Genomic DNA, 18,344 nt, shown 5'->3' on the forward strand with positions numbered 1-18,344 from the left:
ACAATCACACCCCCTCGCCCCTTGGCCCCCCCCCCCCCCCCCCCCCCCCGCGGTGGGCCCCAATTTTACCCCCCCCCCGGCGGCCCCGCCACCCCCGGCGCCTGCCCCCGGCGTCCGTATTGACGGGCCGCATGCGGCCCGTCAGTCTGCAGCCCACCGGCTGCCGATAAGCGCGATGAACAATGGCGTGATGAATTATTCCGACCCATCCATCGTCCAATCCGCTCCGTTCCTGAGCCTCGAGGCCGTGCGCAAGACCTATCCCGGCGTGGTGGCGTTGGACGGGTTCTCGATGGAGGTCAGGCCGGGCGAGGTGATCGGGCTGGTCGGCGAGAACGGCGCCGGCAAATCGACATTGATGAAGATCCTCGGCGGCGTGACGCGGCCGGACAGCGGCTCCGTCACCGTCGACGGCGTCGCGCATGACGGCTTGACCGTGGAAGCCAGCATCGGCTCCGGCATCGCCTTCGTGCATCAGGAGCTCAACCTGTTCGAAAACCTCGACGTCGCCGCCAACATCTTCTTCGGCCGCGAGCCGCTCAAGGCCGGGCCGCTGAAGCTGGTCGACCGCGCGAAACTGCGCGAGATGGTGGCGCCGCTCCTGAAACGCGTCGGCGCCAATTTCTCGGCCGACGCGCCGGTCGCCTCGCTGTCGCTGGCGCAGCAGCAGATGGTCGAGATCGCCAAGGCGCTGTCGATCAAGGCGCGGCTGGTGATCCTCGACGAGCCGACCTCCAGCCTGCCGATCGCCGAGACCGAAAAGCTGCTCGACGTGATCAAGGGACTGCGGGCGGAAGGCATCAGCGTCATCTTCATCTCGCACCGCCTGCACGAGGTCGAGCGCGTCGCCGACCGCGTCGTGGTGCTGCGCGACGGCATGCTTGCCGGCACGCTGCCGAAGAGCGACATCAATCACGACCAGATGGTCAAGCTGATGATCGGACGCATGCTGAAGGAGCGCGAGAAAGCCGCGGAGGCGGGTCGCGCGCCGGGCGGCGTCGCACTCTCGGCGACAGCGGTGCGCACCAGCGCCTATCCCGACCACCCGGTCGACCTGGAGCTTCGGCGCGGCGAAATCCTCGGCCTTGCCGGGCTGGTCGGCTCCGGCCGCACGGAGCTCGCGCGCGTCCTGTTCGGCATCGACGAGCGGCTCGGCGGCAGTGTCGCGCTGGACGGCAAGGCGCTCAATGTCGGATCGGCCGCCGATGCGGTGGCGAGCGGCATCTTCCTGGTACCCGAAGACCGCAAGCTGACCGGCATCCTGCTCGACCTCTCGATCGCACAAAATATTTCGCTGCCCAATATGCCGGCGCATGCGAAGCGCTCGCTGGTGTCGACCAGCGCGGAGCTCGCCACCGCCGAGAAGCAGAAGAAGGATCTCGGCATCAAGGCGCCATCGGTCCTGACCCGCACCGGCACGCTGTCCGGCGGCAACCAGCAGAAGGTGGTTCTGGCCAAATGGCTGGCGATGAACCCCAAGGTGATGATCCTCGACGAGCCGACGCGCGGCATCGATATCGGCGCCAAGGCCGAGATCTACGCGCTGATGCGGGCGCTGGCCGATGCCGGCGTCGCGGTGCTGATGATCTCCAGCGACATGGAGGAGGTGATCGGCGTCTCGGACCGCATCGCGGTCATGCATGAGGGGCAGATCTCCGGCATCCTCGACCGGGACGATTTCAGCCAGGAGAACGTGCTGTTGCTGGCGGTGGGCAAGAAGCCGAAGCTGGCGCAAGCCGCGGGAGGAGCGCAATGAGCAAGAAAGACCTCGGCCTGCTGGTCCTGATCCTGGTGGTCGGCGCGGTGGTCACGGCTATAAATCCGCGCTTCCTGTCGACGATCAATCTCGCGAACACCTCCAACCTGGTCGCGCTGTTCGGCATCCTTTCGATCGGCCAGGCCTTCGTCATCATCACCGGCGGCATCGAGCTTTCGGTCGGTTCGCTGATCGCGCTGCTCGGCACGCTGTTCATCGACTTCATCGCCGTGCGCGAGATGGACTGGCCGTTGGCCTTCGTGCTGATCATCGTGCTCGGCGCCATCATCGGCTTCGTGCATGGCTGGCTGATCACGCGGCTCAAGATGCAGCCCTTCGTGGTGACGCTTTGCGGCCTGCTGATCTACCGCGGCGTCGCCCGTTTCTACACCGCCGACGGCACGGCGGGCTTCGCTTTCGGCCAGAATTTCCCGGATCTCGAATTCCTGACCGCCGGCCGCTCCGGCGGGTTGCCGAATTCCTTCATCGCGCTGATCGTGATCGCCATCGTCATGTGGGTGGTGCTGCACCGCTCGGTGTTCGGGCGCTATCTCTATGCCATCGGCAAGAATGAGGAAGCGGCGAAGTATTCGGGCATCCGCACCGGACGCGTGGTGATCGCGGCATACGTGATCTGCGGTGTGCTGACGGCGCTGTCGGCGATCTACTTCGCCATGTACACGCGCTCGATCTCGCCGGCGAGCCACGGCCAGTTCTATGAGCTCTACGCCATCGCCGCGGCGGTGCTCGGCGGCTTCTCGCTGCGCGGCGGCGAGGGCTCGCTGGTAGGCGTCATCCTCGGCACCGTGCTGCTGCAGGAACTGCAAAACCTCGTCAATCTGCTCGGCATCCCGTCCTCCCTGAACTTCGCGGTGATGGGCGGCGTGATCCTGATCGGCGTGCTGGTCGACCAGCAGTGGGGTGTGTTCCGCGCCCGGCGCCGGATGATGGAGGCGTCGCGCCGGAACGTCGCCGGCGCGCCGGCGGAGTAGCTTCCCTCGTCCGATCTCGGCAGGCAGCGGGGCAGATTTCAACTTCGCGTGCTGCACACATTTTTTGGACGTTGGCGCCGACATCAACAAGTCTCGGCCCAACCTCCCACTCGCAAGCCGGCATCACCTGAATCAATACACCTCAGATCATGTCCGAAAGGTCCGAAAACGCCATCGCCTTGCGCAGCACCTCGGCGAAACGGTCGCCGGCGATCTCTCTGGCGCCGCTGTTGTCGATGGAGGTGACATCCAGCCCGGAAAGCGTCACGCTGGTGCTGCGCGCCAGACGCGCCAGCACCTCGCCGCGCGATTCACGGCCGCGCGCCGCCAGCCGCTCGGCGAGGATCTCCGGCGCAGCGGTGATCTCGACCACCGCCAGGTTGGCATAGCGCTCACGCAGCAACGGGATGACGGCACGGGAGACGTTGGCAACGGCAACATGACCATTGGCGATCGCCCAATCGACATCGGCCGCCAGGCCATAGCGCAGGCCGTGCGCGTCCCAGCAGATGGCGAAGGCGCCGTCCGCTTCCGCCTCGGCGAAGGCGGCGTCGGCCAGCGTATCGTGGTCCTCACTGGCGGAGTCGCTCGGACGGGTGATGACGCGGCGGACGAACTCCAGCCGCGTCTCGCCGGCAAAATGCGCCTTGGCGTAGCCGATCACCGTGTCCTTGCCGGCGCCGCTCGGCCCGACCACCGCGACGAACACGCCGTTGCGGATCGGAGGCGTTTCGGTGAGTTCGCGTTCGATCAGCGCAGAAACCATCATGCGACGCACCTGCCCTGACGCCAGACGTTGCGCACGACCGGCACATGCTGGTCGACGCGCACGCGCACGAGGTCGGCGCGCCGGCCGGGCTCGATGACACCGCGATCGCTAAGGCCGACCGCTTCCGCCGGGTTCTTCGAGACCATGGCGACCGCCTGCGGCAGCGAAATGCCTTCCACGACATCGCCGAGGAAGAAGGCGGACTGAATCAGGCTGAAGGGGATATAGTCCGACGACAGGATGTCGAGCAAACCGTCGCCGGCAAGCGAGCGCGCCGACACATTGCCCGAATGCGAGGAGCCGCGCATGACGTTGGGCGCGCCCATCAGCACGCCGAGCCCTGCCGCCTTCGAGGCTCTCGCTGCTTCCTCGGTGGTCGGGAATTCGGCAACGCGCACGCCCTGCTCCACCGCCTCGTCGACATGGCCGGCTGTCGCATCGTCGTGGCTGGCAAGCACGATGCCGCGCTCGCGGCAGGCGGCGGAAATGAAGACGCGGTTCGGCCCGGAATTCTTGGCCGATTCGGCCATACGCTTCGCGCAGAATTTCTCGAAGTCGCGGTCGGTCAGCTTCAGTTTGCGCTGGTAGTAATAGGCGTAGGTCTCGAGATCGACGAACTGGCGCTGGCCCGGCGCGTGGTCCATCAGCGAGGCGAGCTTCACCCTGTCGTCGGTCTCGAAATTGGCGAAGGCCTCGAGGCAGTCCGGCGCCGAGACCTCGCAGCGCAGATGGATGAAGTGGTCGGCCCTGAGCCGATCCTGGCGCACGCTGTCCTCGATCGCATCGGCGAGCTTGCGCACGTCGTCGGACTTCAGGTCGGCATCCTCGTCCATGCCGACGCGCAAGGCGTCGAGCACCGTGGTGATGCCGGCGGTCGCCACCTGCGCATCGTGGGCGAGCACGGCGGCGATCGGGTTCCAGCGCACTTTCGGACGCGGCGCGTAATGGCCTTCGAGGTGATCGGTGTGCAGTTCTACGAGACCTGGGATGATGTAGTCGCCGCCCATGTCCTCGCCGGTGCGGGCCGCACCCAGCTCGATCGCGGCGATCAGCCCATCGCGCAGCAGCAGCGAGCCCGCGACGATCTCGTCGGGCAGCACGATGCGGGCATTGTTCAAAACGGTCTCGGCGGTCATTTCAGCAGTCCTATCTCAGGCGGGCGGACATCAGGCGGTTTTTCTGGCCGGGCCGCGTCCAAGCACGTGGTGCGAGAGCACCATGAAGGGCGCGCCCGGTTCGGTTTCGACGAACAGCGTCAGCGCATCCACCGGCACCGGACGCTGCAGCACATCCGCGAACAGGCTGTCGATTGCAGCGCGAAGGCGCGGGCTTTCCTGTGGCCCGACCCGTCCGGAGAGCGTCATGTGGAAGCGGAACGTCTCGAAGACGTAGGGATAACCCCACTGGCAGAGGTTGCGGAACTCATCCGGCTTCAGCGAGTCTGGGCTGCGGCGCTCGATCTCGGCCTCGGTCAGCGGCGCACGGAAGCGGTCGAAAGCGCGCACGACCTCGCCGGCGAAACTGTTGAGCGGCTCGAAAGGACTTCCCGGCACGAGCGCGAAAAAGCCGTCGATCTGGCCGACGACCAGACGCGGGACGACGACTGGTGCCGTGGCCTCGGCGAAATCGTCGAGCGCCGCCCGCAGCGAGGCTTCCGTTTCGCTGGGCGCCAGCCGGAACGGCGCCTTCAGCGTCGCGTGGAACCCATAGCGCCGTGCCGAGGCGGTGTGGAAGGCAACTTCCGCCGCCGACAGGTCACCCACACCCTCGACCGGCCGCGTCGGCGCGCCGAACGGGTCGCGCCCCAGCCAGTTAGCGGCAATCCGCGCCAGCGGCTCATCCTGCCTCGGGGTAAAGTAAATGGCATAGCGCATCGAAAATCCTCGTCAGACCGCTGCCATAGGTGATTTCCATGACGGATTGACGAAGCTTTCATGGGTTTTCGAAGGCAACCCAGGCTCCGGCGGTCCTTAGCCGACGATTTTCCCGAACTGGACCAACAGGTTGAGGGCTATGAAAAATCTCACGCCTTCATCAGCCACTCATGCTCGGCGGCGTTGTGGAATTTCCATGTCCGCTTCGGGCCGGCCATGACATTGAGATAATAGAGATCATAGCCGTGGCAGGCCGCACACGGGTGGTAGCCCTTCGGCACCAGCACGACATCGCCGTCCTCGATCGCCATCGCCTCGTCCAGATCGCGCACGCCATTTCTGTCGGCGTCGGTGTAGACGCGCTGGAAGGCGAAACCCTGCGGCGGGTTGAGGCGGTGATAATAGGTCTCCTCGAGATAGGACTCGGCCGGCAGATTGTCCTGGTCGTGTTTGTGCGGCGGATAGCTGGAGGTATGGCCGCCGGGCGTGATGACCTCGACCACCAGCAGCGAGTCGGCCGGCTTGCCCTCGGGCAGGATGTTGGTGACGTAGCGGGTGTTGGTGCCCTTGCCGCGCACTTCCTGACCGAGATCGTCGGGCGCAATGACGCGGGCGGGCAGGCTGCCGCCAAGACCGGGCGCCGAGCAGACGGCAAGCTCCAGCTCGGTGTCGGCGGTCACTGCCCAGTCGGAGCCTTGCGGCACATAGACCGACCAGGGCTTGCCTTCGAAGGGCGACATGCGCTCGCCGAGCAGGCCGAGATCCTTGCCGCCGGCCGCAGCCTTGCCCTTGCCGGTGACGAACACCAGGCAGACCTCGCGCTCGCCCGTCTTGCCGGCGGCCGTCTCGCCCGGCCGCAACCGGTGGAGATCGAAACCCACGTAAGTCCAGCCCGCGCTTTGCGGGGTGACGTGGGCGACGTGGCCGTGGCCCTTGTCGGCCTTGACGAGCAGTTTCGACATTTTTGTCTCCTGGGTCATTCCTTCGGCTCGGCCGGAGGCTTGGGCTCCTCGGCCGGCTTGTAGAGGTAGAAGAACTGCCACACCGCGTAACCGGCGAAGCCGAGCGCGATTACCCCCCAGAACGGCGTGCCGGAGGCGAATTCGATCACCGACCAGATTAGGCAGACGGCGACGACGGCAATGCGCCGCCACAGCGGTCGGAAGAAGGGGTGTTCATAGTCTTTCATCGCGCCAATCCGGGACTTGTCCAAACGCATCAGATAGAGCGAGCGGCCGGACGATCCACCGCTTACGCCGGGAAGCCCTGCGTCTCGACCGTATAGCCGGCGGCCGTCATCACCCGCATCAGCTCCTTATGGCCGACCTCAGCCATCCTCAGCGGCGGGTTCTTTTTCGGATCCTGCTCGGCCTCGACCACGAACCAGCCTTCATAGCCGTAGTCGGCGAAGCGTTGGACGATCGCACCGAAATCGAGCGAGCCGTCGCCGGGCACGGTGAAGGCGCCGAGCGCGACGGCATTGAGGAAGGACTGTTTCGTGCGGTCGAGCCCGTCGATCACGTTCATGCGCACGTCCTTCACATGGACGTGGTTGATGCGCTTGTGGTGGTTGTCGATGGCGCGCAACACATTGCCGCCGGCGAAGGCGAGGTGGCCGGCATCGAGCAGCAGCGGGATGCCCTCGCCCGAATGATGGATGAAGGAATCGAGTTCCGGCTCGGTCTCGATCACGGCCGCCATGTGATGATGGTAGGAAAGCGGCATACCCTGGTCGGCGCACCATTCGCCGAATTCGGTGACGCGGCGGCCATAGGCCTTCATCTCGTCGCCGGAAAGCCGTGGCTTGGTGGCAAGAGGCTTGGTGCGGTCACCCTGGATGGAGCGGCCGACCTCGCCATAGACTATGCAGGGCGCGTTGACCGCCTTGAACAGGTCGATCATCGGCTGGATGCGATCCTTGTTGCTTGCCAGGTCCTCATCGACCAGCGTGCCGGAGAACCAGCCGCCGCAGAGCGTGACGTCGGCCTCTTTCAGGATCGGCAGCATCACCTTCGGGTCGTTGGGGAAGCGGCGGCCCATCTCCATGCCGGTGAAGCCGGCCGAGCGCGACTGGCGCAAACACTCCTCCAGCGACACATCATCGCTCAATTCCACGAGATCGTCGTTCCACCACGCGATGGGAGACATGCCCAGTTTGGCTTTCAAGTCGTCACTCCAGGTTCGGATCGTTCAACTTTCGCTCGTCGGCGCTGCCCTCATCCGCCTGCCGGCACCTTCTCCCTGGAAATGACGGGGAGAAGGGACAGGCTTCAGCGGTGGCGGCCCCCTTCACGGGGAGCAGGGCAAGGGTGAGGGGCAGCGCCAGCTTCAATCACCTAAGCTCTGCATGAGCTTTTTCTCGTCATACGCCTTGCGCGCGGCGTTCACCTGCGGCCGCGACGAGACTTCCGGCACGGCAACATCCCACCAGTGGCCGCCGGCCTCGGTCGACACCAGCGGATCGGTGTCGATGACCAGCACGGTGGTCTTGTCGTGGCCCTTCGCCTTGGCGAGCGCCGTCTCGAGTTCAGCAATCGAGGCCACCTTCTCGGCGACGGCACCGAGGCTTGCCGCATGGGCGACGAAGTCGACGTCGGGCATCACCTCGTGGCGAGCGTCCTTCAAAAGATTGTTGAAGCTGGCGCCGCCGGTCGCCATCTGCAGCCGGTTGATGCAGCCATAGCCGCGATTGTCGAGCAACACGATGGTGAGTTTCAGGCCGAGCATCACCGACGTCGCGATCTCGGAGTTGAGCATCAGATAGGAGCCGTCGCCGACCATGACGACGACTTCCTGGTCGGGTTTCGCCATCTTGACGCCGAGTCCGCCGGCGATCTCGTAGCCCATGGTCGAGAAGCCGTATTCGGCGTGATAGGAACCGGGCGCGCCCGCTTGCCAGAGCTTGTGCAATTCGCCGGGCAGCCCGCCGGCGGCATGCAAAAGCGTGACGCCCGAGCCCATCACGCGTTGCACGGCGCCGATCACCTGCGCGTCGGAGGGACAGGCGGCGTTGGTCGAGGCCGTCACCTTGGCGGCGGCAGCCTGCCATTCCGTCTTGCCCTTCAGCGCATTGTCGGTCCAGGCGGTCGGCGCCTTCCAGCCCTTCAGCGCGGCGGAAAGCTCGGCGAGCCCTTCGGTGGCGTCGGCAACCAGCGGCAGCGCCCAGTGCTTGCCGGCATCGAAGACCTGGGTATTGAGCCCGATGATGGTGCGGCCGGCATTCTTGAACAGCGCCCAGGAGCCGGTGGTGAAGTCCTGCAGCCTGGTGCCGACGGCAAGAACCACATCGGCCTCTTCCGCCAGCCGGTTGGCCGCTGAGGTGCCGGTGACGCCGACGGCCGCCATGTTGAGCGGATGATCGTCGGGCAGCGAGGATTTGCCGCCTTGGGTCTCGCAAACCGGAATGCCGGCGCCCTGCACCAGCTTGGCCAGCTCTCCGGAAGCCTGCGAATAGAGGACGCCGCCGCCGGCGATCACCAGCGGCTTCTTGGCGTTCTTCAGCGCCGCCACGGCGACGGCCAGCTCGTTGCGATCCGGGCGCAGCCGGCGTGGCGTCCAGACGCGCTCGGCAAACAGGCTTTCCGGATAATCATAGGCCTCCGCCTGCACGTCCTGGCAGAGCGAAAGCGTGACCGGGCCGCATTCGGCCGGATCGGTCAGCACCTGCATGGCGCGGTTCAGCGCCGGGATGATCTGCTCCGGCCGCGTGATGCGGTCGAAATAGCGCGAGACGGGGCGGAAGCAATCGTTGACGCTCGCCGTGCCGTCGGAGAAATCTTCGGCCTGCTGCAGCACCGGGTCGGGCAAGCGGTTGGCGAAGACATCGCCGGGAAGCAGCAGCACCGGTAAGCGATTGACGTGGGCGAGCGCCGCAGCCGTCACCATGTTGAGCGCGCCGGGGCCGATCGAGGTGGTCGCGGCCATGAAGCGGCGGCGGAAATTCGCCTTGCCGTAAGCAATCGCCGCATGCGCCATCGCCTGCTCGTTATGGGCGCGGAAGGTCGGCAGCTCGTCGCGGACCTGGTAGAGCGCCTCGCCGATGCCGGCGACATTGCCGTGGCCGAAGATCGCCCAGACGCCGCCGAAGATCGGCACCTTCTTGCCGTCGATCTCGGTCATCTGGCGGCTGAGAAAGCGGGTCAGCGCCTGCGCCATCGTCAGGCGAACGGTGTTGGTCATTGTCGTTTCCTCCGGCTTTCCCTGTGCCGCCTAATATGCTGCCCGTTCTTCTTATGCTGCTTTGCGGCCGCGCGCTGCAAGCCATGCCTCGGTCAATTGCTCGAAGCGCGAGGCCATGTCGGCGACAGCCTCGTCATCCGAGATCTTGCCGGCCAGCCATTGTTCGGCGGCATTGACAAAGATGGTGCGACCGACGGCAAATCCCTTGACGATCGGCGCATTGGCGGTGGCGGCAAAGGCGGCGACCAGCTCATCCTGCGGCGCCTCCAGACCGAGCAGCACGACGCCGCGGCACCACGGATCATTCTTGACGATCACCTGCTCTATCCTGGCCCAGGCCCCTGCCGAGGCTTGCGGCTCGAGCTTCCACCAGTCGGGCTTGATGCCCAGCGCATAGAGTTCTTCAAGGGCGCGCGGAATGGTGGTGTCGTCGAGCGTGCCGTGCTTGCCGGCGATGATCTCGACGAGCAGTTCCCTGCCGACTTTCCGCGCCGCCTCGAACAGGGCTCGCAGTTTTTGCTGCTGCTCTGTCTTCAGCGCCTCCGGATCATCCGGATGATAGAAGCAGAGGCACTTGATGCAATGGTCGACCGGCCATTCGGTGAGCTGCGAGCCGACGTCCTGCGAGAATTCGAAGCGCAGCGGCCGCGATCCGGGCAATTCGACCGGCCGACCGAGCCAGGCAAAGGGATGGCGGGCGAACTCGAAGATGGCATCGCGGCCGTATTTCTCATCGATCAGCATGCCGTAGCCGTCGCGGCCGGCGGCGACCTTGGCCGCCGCCTTGACGGTGAGCACCTTGAAGTCGGGGATGCGCGAGACATCTGCACCGACCCTGGCGGCGACATCTTCCAGCTGGACGCGGTGGTCGCAAGCGAGCGCCATCAGCGAAGGGATGTCGCGCCGGCGCGTCGTCGCCCAGTGGATGTGGTTGATCGCCTCGTCCTTGCGCAGCGCCAGATGCTTGCTGCCGTGCTTCAGAAAGAACTGCAGCTCTTCGAAGGTGGGATATTCCGGCGCGCACAGCAGGCGCGACACGGCGAAGGCGCCGCAGGCATTGGCCCAGGTCGCCGCCGTGGCAAAGCTTTCGCCGCCGAGCCAGCCGCGCAGGAAGCCCGACATGAAGGCGTCGCCGGCGCCGAGCACGTTGTAGATCTCGATCGGGAAGCCCTCGCCGACGACGCCGTCCTCGAGGTCGTCGCTGATCGGCCCGTCATAGACGATGCAGCCTTTGGCACCGCGCTTGAGCACGATGGTAGCGGCCGACAGCGTGCGGATCGTCTTAAGCGCGCTCAAACAATCGTCGGCGCCGGAGGCGATCATGATTTCCTCCTCGGTGCCGACGATGAGGTCGCAATCGGGCAGCACCGTCTTCAGCTGCGCCGAGACCCGGTCCGACTTGACGTAGCGCTCGAAGCCCTCTGCATGGCCGGCGAGCCCCCAGAGGTTCGGGCGGTAGTCGATGTCGAACACGACCTTGCCGCCCTTGGCCTTCATCAAACGGATCGCCTTGCGCTGTGCGGCATCCGAGTTGGGACGCGAGAAATGGGTGCCGGTGACGACCACGGCGCGCGCCGAGGCGATGAAAGCCTCGTCGATGTCCTCTTCGGCGAGCGCCATATCGGCGCAATCCGAACGATAAAAAATCATCGGCGAGACGCCTTCGTCCTCGACGGAAAGCAGCACCAGCGCCGTCAGCCGTTCCTTGTCGGTCTTCAGGGCGTCGACCGAGACGCCCTCACGCCTGAGCTGCTCGCGGATGAAACGGCCCATCTGCTCGTCGCCGACGCGAGTGAGCAGCGCCGAGCGCAGGCCGAGCCTTGCCGTGCCGACGGAGATATTGGCCGGGCAGCCGCCGACCGACTTGGCGAAGGAGGTTATGTCCTCCAGACGCGAGCCGATCTGCTGGCCGTAGAGATCGACAGAGGCGCGGCCGATCGTGATGACGTCGAGCGGCGGATATTTCGCTTCCACGGCTTCGCCCATTCGAACCTCCCATCGGCTTTGTTGTGCAGAGCAGCGTCGTTTTTTTGGGCAGCACGCGCGAACGGCGGCGTGACACCGTCAATATGAAATAATAATTCCAATCCATAGTCAATATGGAATGAGTGTTCCCTGATGGAAAAACGCCCGTTCGGGGCCGCTCAGGCCTTGCGCTTGCGGCCGGCGTCGCGCCGCTTTTCGCCGACGGCAACGGTCAGCGCCATGGCAAGCGCCATCGTTGCCGACAAAGAGCGGAAGCCGCCGAAATCGGATTCGGCCACCTCGAACCAGACCTTGGCGAATTGGGCGAGCGGCGAGAACGAGCTGTCGGTGATGGCGACGATGGGCACGCCCTGCTCGGCGATCGAGCGCGTCTCCTCGATGGTCGCGGGCGCGTAAGGCGAGAAGCTGATGGCGATGACGGCGTCGCGCGGCGTAGCGAAGCCGATCATCTCGGCATTCAAGCCCGCGGCCGACTCGATCAGTTGGTTGCGGATCTTGAGCTTGCCAAGCGCGTAGGCGATGTAGGAGGCGACCGGATAGGAGCGGCGCTTGGCCAGCACATAGATTGTCTCGGCCTTTGCCAGCAGCGTGATCGCCTGTTCGAAATGCGCATCGTTCAGCGCGCGCGAAATGTCGCTGAGCGAGGTGCTGGCGGCAGCCACGAAGCCGTCGAAGATCGCCCGGTGTCCAGCGCCTTCCTCGGCCTTGGCGCGCAGTGCCGCCAACCGCTCGTCATAGGAGGAATTGCGTTCGCGCAGCCGCTCGCGAAACACCTGCTGCAGGCTAGTGAAACCATCGAAGCCGAGCTGCTGGGCGAAGCGGATCAGCGTCGAGGGCTGGACGCCGGCGGAAGCCGCGATACTCGCCGCCGTGCCGAAGGCGATGTCGTCGGGATTGTCCAGTGCATAGGCGGCGATCTGCGCGATGCGCTTGGGCAGACTGGTGCGCCGCTCCAGGATCGTCGTGCGCAAGGTCTCGAAATCGCGAGGCACCCGTCCGTCCATCGTCGCTCCGCCCACGGCCATGCTGGTGTTCCCTCTCCTGCCTCATCATAGCGGTTTCGCGCAAGAACACCATAAAAAATGATTTGGACGTTCCATTCTCGACTGAAATGGATTAATTCATCCATGCGAATTCTTCCCCTTCAGCGGAGACAATCGACATGGTCGGAGTGGGCCTCATCGGCACGGGCTTCATGGGCAAGTGCCACGCCATTGCCTGGAACGCGGTCGGCACCGTCTTTCCCGATGTCGAGAAGGCGAGGCTGGCGCATCTGGGTGAGGTCAATGACGAGCTTGCAAAGCGCAAAGCGGCCGAGTTCGGCTTCACTCGAGGCTCGGGCGACTGGCGTGCCGTCGTCAACGATCCGGAGGTCGATGTCGTGTCGCTGACCACGCCCAACCAGTTCCATCCGGAAATGGCGATCGCCATCCTCGAAGCCGGCAAGCACCTGTGGTGCGAGAAGCCGATGGCACCGAGTTTTGCCGAGGCCGAGGCGATGGCGAAGGCAGCGACCAAATCCGGCAAGGCTGCCGTGCTCGGCTACAACTACATTCAGAACCCGGCCATCCGCCACATCGGCGCGCTGCTCGAGGAAAAGATCATCGGCGATGTCAATCTCGTGCGCATCGAGATGGACGAGGATTTCATGGCCGATCCCGAGGCGCTGTTCTTCTGGAAGCATGAGGCGGCTTCCGGTTATGGCGCGCTCGACGATTTCGCGGTGCATCCGCTGTCGCTGATCAAAGTGCTGTTCGGCCGCGTCGCTCGCGTCATGTGCGACATGGCGAAACCCTATGCCGACCGGCGCGTCGCCTCCGGCGGCCGCCGTGCGGTCGAGACCTACGATATCGCCAGTGTGCTGATGCATCTGGAGAACGGTGTCGCCGGTACGCTGCTGGTCAATCGCTCGGCCTGGGGCCGCAAGGGCCGTATCGCCCTCCAGATCTTCGGCTCGAAAGGCTCGATCCTCTACGACCAGGAGCGAATGAACGAGTTCCAACTTTATCTGACCGCCGACCGGCCGACCGAGCAGGGCTACCGCACGATCCTGCTGGCGCCGCACCACAAGCCCTACGATTCCTTCGTGCCGGCGCCCGGCCACGGCCTCGGCTTCAACGACCTCAAGATCATCGAATGCCGCGAGCTTTTGATGCGGATCGCCGGCAAGCCGGCGCGGACCATCGACTTCGACGAGGGGCTGGAGATCGAGCGCACCGTGCATGCGATGGCGCGATCGTTCCAGGAACAGCGCTGGGTGGATGTGAGGTGAGCCGGCTCGCCTTCAGGTGCCGGCGGCTGCTGCCGCATTGATCTCCCAGCCGTCCACCCAAACCTGCCGCAGTTGATCGCCTTCGCCTTTGAACCACAGGCCGGTCGGCTGGCAATCCTCGATGCGGTCGCTGCGGAAATTGCGGATGGCCTGGCGCAGCTCGCACCAAGCGACGATGTTGGCGGTCTCGGCGTAGTAGATCAGCGCGATCGGGCGGACGATACGCTGTGTGTCGCGGCCGGCTTCGTCGCGGTAGGCGAGGTCGAGCTTCTCCTCGTCGCGGATGGCGCGGCGCACCAGCGCCAGATCGACCGCCGCGGCCGCAGGCGAAAAACCCCAGGCATGAAGAGCGTTGGCGTCGAGCGTCTGGCGCAAGGGCGGTGGCACGGCGCCGGCGATCTTGGCGCCGACGCGCTTTGCCGCCTGCTTGAGCTCGTCGTCGCCGGTGCGTTCCAGCAGCGCCAGCGACAGCACGATCGCCTCCATCTCCTCGATCGAAAACATCAGCGGCGGCAGGTCGAAGCCGGGGCGCAGGATATAGCCTATGCCGCGCCCGCCCTCGATCGGCACCCGCATCGCCTGCAGCGCTGCGATATCGCGATAGACCGAGCGCACCGTCACTTCCAGTTGCTCGGCGATCGTCGCCGCGGTCACCGGCTTCTTGGCCAGCCGCAGGATCTGGATGATTTCGAACAGGCGCGAGGCCTTGCGCATTTTTCCACTCGATCGAAACGCAACTGACACACCCCCGTCAGTTGGGATGACCTATAGGGCCGCGCATCGGTTTGAAAATCAACAGATTCCTCAGCGTCCTTGGCGGGCCGCGACAGGCAACTGACATGAGTTACACGGAAAATCTCTGGCTGTTCTTCATCCTGCTGTTCGGCATCATCGCCGTGCCGGGCATGGACATGCTGTTCGTGCTGGCCAATGCGCTGACCGGGGGGCGCGACAGGGGGCTGGCGGCGACCGGCGGCATTATGCTCGGCGGCGTAGTGCATACGTTGAACGGGGCGATCGGGGTCGGGCTGCTGATTCATTTCGTGCCGGTCCTGTTCAAACCGCTGCTGATCGCCGGCGCCGCTTACATGGCCTATATCGGAATTTCGCTGATGCGCAGCTCGATCACCGTCAGCGATGACGGGCCCGCCGGCAGCCGCTCCGCCTGGAAAGCCTTTCGCCAGGGATTGGTCACCTGCCTGATCAACCCCAAGGCCTATCTGTTTATCCTTGCCGTCTATCCGCAGTTCCTGAAGCCGGTTTACGGTCCGATCTGGATGCAGGCGACCATCATGGGACTGCTGACTGTCGTCACACAAGCAGGAATCTACGGCGGCCTCGCCATCACCGCCGGGCGCAGCCGGGCGCTTCTGGTCGGCAATCCGCGGGCAACGGTCATTGCCGGCCGTGCGGCCGGGCTGCTTCTATTCGCGGTCTCGGTATTCACCGCATGGGAAGGGCTGAGGGCCGCGTGAACGCCGCCCTCGCCAGGGTTGTCAGGCGGCGCCCTGACGGGTGGCGAGCAGTTCGCGCTTCACGGACCGGCGCCACTCGACGGCGCCGGCAAGTCCGTGCAGCACCGTTTCGGTGGTCGCCCAATCGATGCAGCCGTCGGTGATGCTCTGGCCGTAGGTGAGCTGCTTGCTGGGCACGACGTCCTGACGGCCGGCGACGAGATTGCTCTCGATCATGACTCCGATGATGCGCTCGTCGCCCGCTGCGACCTGGCCCGCCACGTCGTGCGCGACTTTCGGCTGGTTCTCCGGCTTCTTGCCGCTGTTGGCGTGACTGACATCGATCATCAGGCGCGGCGCGATGCCGATGCGGCCGAGCTCCGCGGCGGCCGCGTCGACGCTTGCCGCGTCGTAGTTCGGCGCTACGCCGCCACGCAGAATGACATGGCAGTCTTCGTTGCCGGTCGTCGCCGCGATCGCGCTGCGGCCGCCCTTGGTCACCGCCATGAAATGATGCGGCTGCGCAGCGGACTTCACCGCCTCGCCGGCGATTCTCAGATTGCCGTCGGTGCCGTTCTTGAAGCCGACCGGGCAAGAGAGGCCCGACGCCAGCTCGCGGTGGATCTGGCTTTCGGTCGTGCGCGCGCCGATGGCGCCCCAGGCGACGAGGTCGGCGATGTATTGCGGCGTCGTCATGTCGAGGAATTCGGTCGCCGCCGGCAGGCCGAGATTGTTGACGGCGGAAAGCACGTTGCGCGCCATCCGCAAGCCTTTGTCGATGTTGAAGCTGCCGTCGAGGTCGGGATCGTTGATCAGGCCCTTCCAGCCAACCGTGGTGCGCGGCTTCTCGAAATAGACGCGCATGACGATCTCGAGCCGGTCGGCCAGGGCCTCGCGCAGCGCCGCCAGACGGCTGGCGTAGTCCACGGCGGCGACCGGATCGTGGATGGAACAAGGGCCGACGATGACGACCAGTCGATCGTCGGCCCCGGTCAGGATGGAATGGATGGCGTTGCGCGAGGCGGCAACGGTGCGCGTCGCCGTGAGCGAGCGCGGTATCTCGCGCATCACGTCGTCCGGCGTGCTCAGGACTTTGAGTTCCTTGACCCGTAGGTCGTCTGTGGTGGTCAACACGGCTTTCTGCTCCTGGTTAGGAGACCTGCCGGCTGAAACGAAAAAGCCGCCAGGTCTGGCGGCTTTTCGGATTAGATGCTGCAATCTTCAGATCGAGCGCAATCCTCCCGCCGCCAGCGAGCTACCGTAGCTAAAGTACCAAAACGAGGCGGTCAGGTGGATCATGCGGCTCATATAGTCGATGCCGAGGCGCTTGTCACGTCCTCATGAAGCTAAGCATTTGCTTGGTTTGCGCCGTGCTCCGTGGCCTCGGGAAAAAAGAGAGCATCATGCAGCGGTTCACGGTTCATGCAGACCATGGATCGAAAAGTTCGATTGCAAAGCCTTCGAAATCCTTCGAATTACGCGTTGCCAAGGTGAGCTGCTTCGCAATCGCGGTGGCGGCGATCAGACCGTCCATCGACGACAGACTGCGACCGCGGCGCTTGGCAAGGCCCATCAGGTCGCCCCAGGCCAAGGCAACGGCTTCGTCCACGGGCAAAACCCTTTGCTCGAAGCGCTGCGGCAAATCTCGAGCGAGCCATTCGGCCAGTGCCTCTCGTTTGCGGCCCTCATCCATGAGGGAAACGCCGCGCCGGATCTCGGCGATCGACACGACGCTGATGAATGATCGATCCTCATCAAGCCCGTCCAGCCACTTTAGAACGCCTACATCCGGCGCCGGCCTCGTCACCTCTGACAGGACATTGGTATCGAGCAGAAGCCTCAAAGCGGCTGATCACGCGGTTCGTCGGCTTGACGCTCAAGGTCGAGATCGGCGCCGCGCAGCGGCGACTCCAGGAGGAACTCCGCAAGCGTTCCTTTGCGGGCGGTCTTCCGCCGCCATTCCTCTGCGGACACGACGACAACGCTTGGTTTGCCGTTACGGGTGATCGTCTGAGGCGAAGATTGCGCCCGATCTATTACCTCCGAGAGCCGGGCCTTTGCCCCAGCGACCGTCCAGCTCGTATCTTCTTTCGGTCCGGGCAGCATCTCAATCTCATGACTACTCTGACCATCTTGACTATACCGGAATAGCGATGCTGCGGCAACAGGGGCTCTCAGGGGCCGCGTACCTTTGGGCGCACGAGGCTGATCACATCTCCACCCATAGCTGGCCGGCTTCTGGCGTAAGGCTACTCGTGTCACTACTCCCCGATCACGCCAGCTATGTTTTGATCATAATCGACCAGCGAGCCGGTCATGACGCCGGCCTGCGGGCTGAGCATATAGGTGATCAGCCGGGCAAGCTGCGCCGGCTTGACCAACTGGCCCATCGGCTGCGCGGCCTCGGCCTTTTCCAGCCAGTCGTCCGGCGCATCGTGCCACTTCTTCTGCACGATCGCCTCGCCCTCGGTATCCATCCAGCCGGGCAGCACCGCGTTGCAGCGGATGCGGTTTTTCCGGTAGGAGCTGGCGACATTCTTGGTCAGCGTCATCAGCGCGCCCTTGCTGGTCGAATAGGGCGTCAGGAAGGACTGGCCGGCATGCGCCGACATCGACAGCACGTTGACGATCGAGCCCGGCGCCCTGCGCTCCAGGAGATGCGCGACGAGGCCTTGCATCAGGAAAAAGGGGCCGCGCACATTGGTGTCGAAGATCTGGTCGAAAAGCTCTTCCGATGTCTCGACCAACGAGCCGCGGGCCGAAGTGGCGGCGGCGTTGACCAGCGCGTTCAAAGTGCCGAAATGCGCGAGCGCCGTTGCGACGGCGCGCTTGCAGTCGGCGACCTTGGCGACATCGGCGCTGATGAAGATGGCATCGACACCGTTCTTCTTGAGCGCTGCGACCGCCTTGTCACCTTTGTCCTGCGAGCGGCCGACCAGCGCCAGCGCGCGGCAACCCTCGTCGGCCAAGGCTTCCGCGACGGCGAAGCCGATGCCCTGCGCGCCGCCGGTGACGATGGCGCGCGTTTCTGAATTGCGACCGGCTAGACCGTTCATCGCTCT

Annotated in this window: 18 protein-coding genes; 4 read left to right on the forward strand and 14 right to left on the reverse strand. The window is 64.9% G+C overall.

What is annotated here, in order from left to right; all coding sequences use genetic code 11:
• The first annotated feature begins 190 nt into the window (after positions 1–190).
• Positions 191–1,756, forward strand: a complete 1,566-nt coding sequence (locus tag P9230_RS26930) for a sugar ABC transporter ATP-binding protein (protein WP_095825589.1) — start codon at positions 191–193, stop codon at positions 1,754–1,756.
• The gene (locus tag P9230_RS26935) at positions 1,753–2,748 is read left to right on the forward strand and encodes an ABC transporter permease (RefSeq protein ID WP_067323934.1); all 996 of its coding nucleotides are present in this window, start codon (positions 1,753–1,755) and stop codon (positions 2,746–2,748) included. Before P9230_RS26930 ends, P9230_RS26935 begins: the two co-directional genes overlap by 4 nt.
• A 142-nt stretch (positions 2,749–2,890) precedes the next feature.
• Here the strand turns inward: P9230_RS26935 and phnN are convergent, their stop codons facing one another.
• From phnN to P9230_RS26980, 9 genes are all read right to left on the reverse strand, one after another.
• Positions 2,891–3,517 carry a phosphonate metabolism protein/1,5-bisphosphokinase (PRPP-forming) PhnN gene (gene phnN / locus P9230_RS26940; RefSeq protein ID WP_278121217.1) on the reverse strand — a complete coding sequence of 209 codons (627 nt, stop codon included), beginning with the start codon at positions 3,515–3,517 and terminating at the stop codon, positions 2,891–2,893.
• Positions 3,514–4,653, reverse strand: coding sequence for an alpha-D-ribose 1-methylphosphonate 5-triphosphate diphosphatase (locus tag P9230_RS26945; RefSeq protein ID WP_278052251.1), 1,140 nt, complete (start codon positions 4,651–4,653; stop codon positions 3,514–3,516). Before P9230_RS26945 ends, phnN begins: the two co-directional genes overlap by 4 nt.
• A 30-nt stretch (positions 4,654–4,683) precedes the next feature.
• The gene (locus tag P9230_RS26950) at positions 4,684–5,391 is read right to left on the reverse strand and encodes a DUF1045 domain-containing protein (protein WP_095799078.1); all 708 of its coding nucleotides are present in this window, start codon (positions 5,389–5,391) and stop codon (positions 4,684–4,686) included.
• Positions 5,392–5,540: 149 nt separating this feature from the next.
• On the reverse strand, positions 5,541–6,353 hold the full coding sequence (iolB, locus tag P9230_RS26955) for a 5-deoxy-glucuronate isomerase (protein WP_095825587.1): 813 nt from the start codon (positions 6,351–6,353) through the stop codon (positions 5,541–5,543).
• Positions 6,354–6,367: 14 nt separating this feature from the next.
• A complete protein-coding gene (locus tag P9230_RS26960) occupies positions 6,368–6,580 on the reverse strand; it encodes a hypothetical protein (RefSeq protein ID WP_067003268.1) in 213 nt (70 codons plus the stop codon).
• Between the two features lie 62 nt (positions 6,581–6,642).
• Entirely contained in the window at positions 6,643–7,557 is a 915-nt protein-coding gene (gene iolE, locus P9230_RS26965; RefSeq protein ID WP_278121218.1) for a myo-inosose-2 dehydratase, read from the reverse strand.
• Between the two features lie 162 nt (positions 7,558–7,719).
• A complete protein-coding gene (gene iolD / locus P9230_RS26970; RefSeq protein ID WP_127247519.1) occupies positions 7,720–9,570 on the reverse strand; it encodes a 3D-(3,5/4)-trihydroxycyclohexane-1,2-dione acylhydrolase (decyclizing) in 1,851 nt (616 codons plus the stop codon).
• Between the two features lie 51 nt (positions 9,571–9,621).
• Entirely contained in the window at positions 9,622–11,556 is a 1,935-nt protein-coding gene (iolC, locus tag P9230_RS26975) for a 5-dehydro-2-deoxygluconokinase (RefSeq protein WP_278121221.1), read from the reverse strand.
• A gap of 158 nt (positions 11,557–11,714) precedes the next feature.
• Entirely contained in the window at positions 11,715–12,560 is an 846-nt protein-coding gene (locus P9230_RS26980; protein WP_067323921.1) for a MurR/RpiR family transcriptional regulator, read from the reverse strand.
• A 158-nt stretch (positions 12,561–12,718) separates the two neighbouring features.
• Between P9230_RS26980 and P9230_RS26985 the strand changes: the two genes are divergently transcribed.
• Complete coding sequence (locus P9230_RS26985; RefSeq protein ID WP_278121223.1) at positions 12,719–13,828, forward strand: Gfo/Idh/MocA family oxidoreductase; 1,110 nt, start codon at positions 12,719–12,721, stop codon at positions 13,826–13,828.
• 12 nt (positions 13,829–13,840) lie between these two features.
• On the opposite strand, the gene P9230_RS26990 is transcribed toward P9230_RS26985, so the two are convergent.
• The gene (locus P9230_RS26990) at positions 13,841–14,542 is read right to left on the reverse strand and encodes a YafY family protein (RefSeq protein ID WP_095782142.1); all 702 of its coding nucleotides are present in this window, start codon (positions 14,540–14,542) and stop codon (positions 13,841–13,843) included.
• Between the two features lie 125 nt (positions 14,543–14,667).
• Between P9230_RS26990 and P9230_RS26995 the strand changes: the two genes are divergently transcribed.
• A complete protein-coding gene (locus P9230_RS26995) occupies positions 14,668–15,303 on the forward strand; it encodes a LysE family translocator (RefSeq protein WP_095776900.1) in 636 nt (211 codons plus the stop codon).
• Between the two features lie 21 nt (positions 15,304–15,324).
• Here the strand turns inward: P9230_RS26995 and P9230_RS27000 are convergent, their stop codons facing one another.
• From P9230_RS27000 to P9230_RS27015, 4 genes are all read right to left on the reverse strand, one after another.
• Positions 15,325–16,416: a 3-deoxy-7-phosphoheptulonate synthase gene (locus P9230_RS27000; protein WP_067323911.1), complete on the reverse strand. Its 1,092-nt coding sequence runs from the start codon at positions 16,414–16,416 to the stop codon at positions 15,325–15,327.
• Positions 16,417–16,702: 286 nt separating this feature from the next.
• On the reverse strand, positions 16,703–17,125 hold the full coding sequence (locus tag P9230_RS27005; RefSeq protein WP_278121225.1) for a type II toxin-antitoxin system VapC family toxin: 423 nt from the start codon (positions 17,123–17,125) through the stop codon (positions 16,703–16,705).
• The gene (locus tag P9230_RS27010) at positions 17,122–17,388 is read right to left on the reverse strand and encodes a type II toxin-antitoxin system Phd/YefM family antitoxin (protein ID WP_095776897.1); all 267 of its coding nucleotides are present in this window, start codon (positions 17,386–17,388) and stop codon (positions 17,122–17,124) included. Before P9230_RS27010 ends, P9230_RS27005 begins: the two co-directional genes overlap by 4 nt.
• 155 nt (positions 17,389–17,543) lie before the next feature.
• Positions 17,544–18,338 carry an SDR family oxidoreductase gene (locus P9230_RS27015; protein ID WP_095825527.1) on the reverse strand — a complete coding sequence of 265 codons (795 nt, stop codon included), beginning with the start codon at positions 18,336–18,338 and terminating at the stop codon, positions 17,544–17,546.
• Positions 18,339–18,344: the final 6 nt, after the last annotated feature.

The sequence above is a fragment of the Mesorhizobium sp. WSM4887 genome, assembly GCF_029625865.1.
Lineage (GTDB): Bacteria > Pseudomonadota > Alphaproteobacteria > Rhizobiales > Rhizobiaceae > Mesorhizobium.

What these genes read in the sequence shown, in the direction of transcription:
- P9230_RS26945 (WP_278052251.1), bottom strand. Translation starts at nt 4,653, where the DNA reads ATGACCGCCGAGACCGTTTTGAACAATGCCCGCATCGTGCTGCCCGAC.
- P9230_RS26935 (WP_067323934.1), top strand. Translation starts at nt 1,753, where the DNA reads ATGAGCAAGAAAGACCTCGGCCTGCTGGTCCTGATCCTGGTGGTCGGC.
- P9230_RS27015 (WP_095825527.1), bottom strand. Translation starts at nt 18,338, where the DNA reads ATGAACGGTCTAGCCGGTCGCAATTCAGAAACGCGCGCCATCGTCACC.
- P9230_RS26960 (WP_067003268.1), bottom strand. Translation starts at nt 6,580, where the DNA reads ATGAAAGACTATGAACACCCCTTCTTCCGACCGCTGTGGCGGCGCATT.
- P9230_RS26950 (WP_095799078.1), bottom strand. Translation starts at nt 5,391, where the DNA reads ATGCGCTATGCCATTTACTTTACCCCGAGGCAGGATGAGCCGCTGGCG.
- iolB (WP_095825587.1), bottom strand. Translation starts at nt 6,353, where the DNA reads ATGTCGAAACTGCTCGTCAAGGCCGACAAGGGCCACGGCCACGTCGCC.
- iolC (WP_278121221.1), bottom strand. Translation starts at nt 11,556, where the DNA reads ATGGGCGAAGCCGTGGAAGCGAAATATCCGCCGCTCGACGTCATCACG.
- P9230_RS27010 (WP_095776897.1), bottom strand. Translation starts at nt 17,388, where the DNA reads ATGCTGCCCGGACCGAAAGAAGATACGAGCTGGACGGTCGCTGGGGCA.
- P9230_RS26980 (WP_067323921.1), bottom strand. Translation starts at nt 12,560, where the DNA reads ATGGACGGACGGGTGCCTCGCGATTTCGAGACCTTGCGCACGACGATC.
- P9230_RS26990 (WP_095782142.1), bottom strand. Translation starts at nt 14,542, where the DNA reads ATGCGCAAGGCCTCGCGCCTGTTCGAAATCATCCAGATCCTGCGGCTG.
- iolD (WP_127247519.1), bottom strand. Translation starts at nt 9,570, where the DNA reads ATGACCAACACCGTTCGCCTGACGATGGCGCAGGCGCTGACCCGCTTT.
- P9230_RS26995 (WP_095776900.1), top strand. Translation starts at nt 14,668, where the DNA reads ATGAGTTACACGGAAAATCTCTGGCTGTTCTTCATCCTGCTGTTCGGC.
- phnN (WP_278121217.1), bottom strand. Translation starts at nt 3,517, where the DNA reads ATGATGGTTTCTGCGCTGATCGAACGCGAACTCACCGAAACGCCTCCG.
- P9230_RS26930 (WP_095825589.1), top strand. Translation starts at nt 191, where the DNA reads ATGAATTATTCCGACCCATCCATCGTCCAATCCGCTCCGTTCCTGAGC.
- P9230_RS26985 (WP_278121223.1), top strand. Translation starts at nt 12,719, where the DNA reads ATGGTCGGAGTGGGCCTCATCGGCACGGGCTTCATGGGCAAGTGCCAC.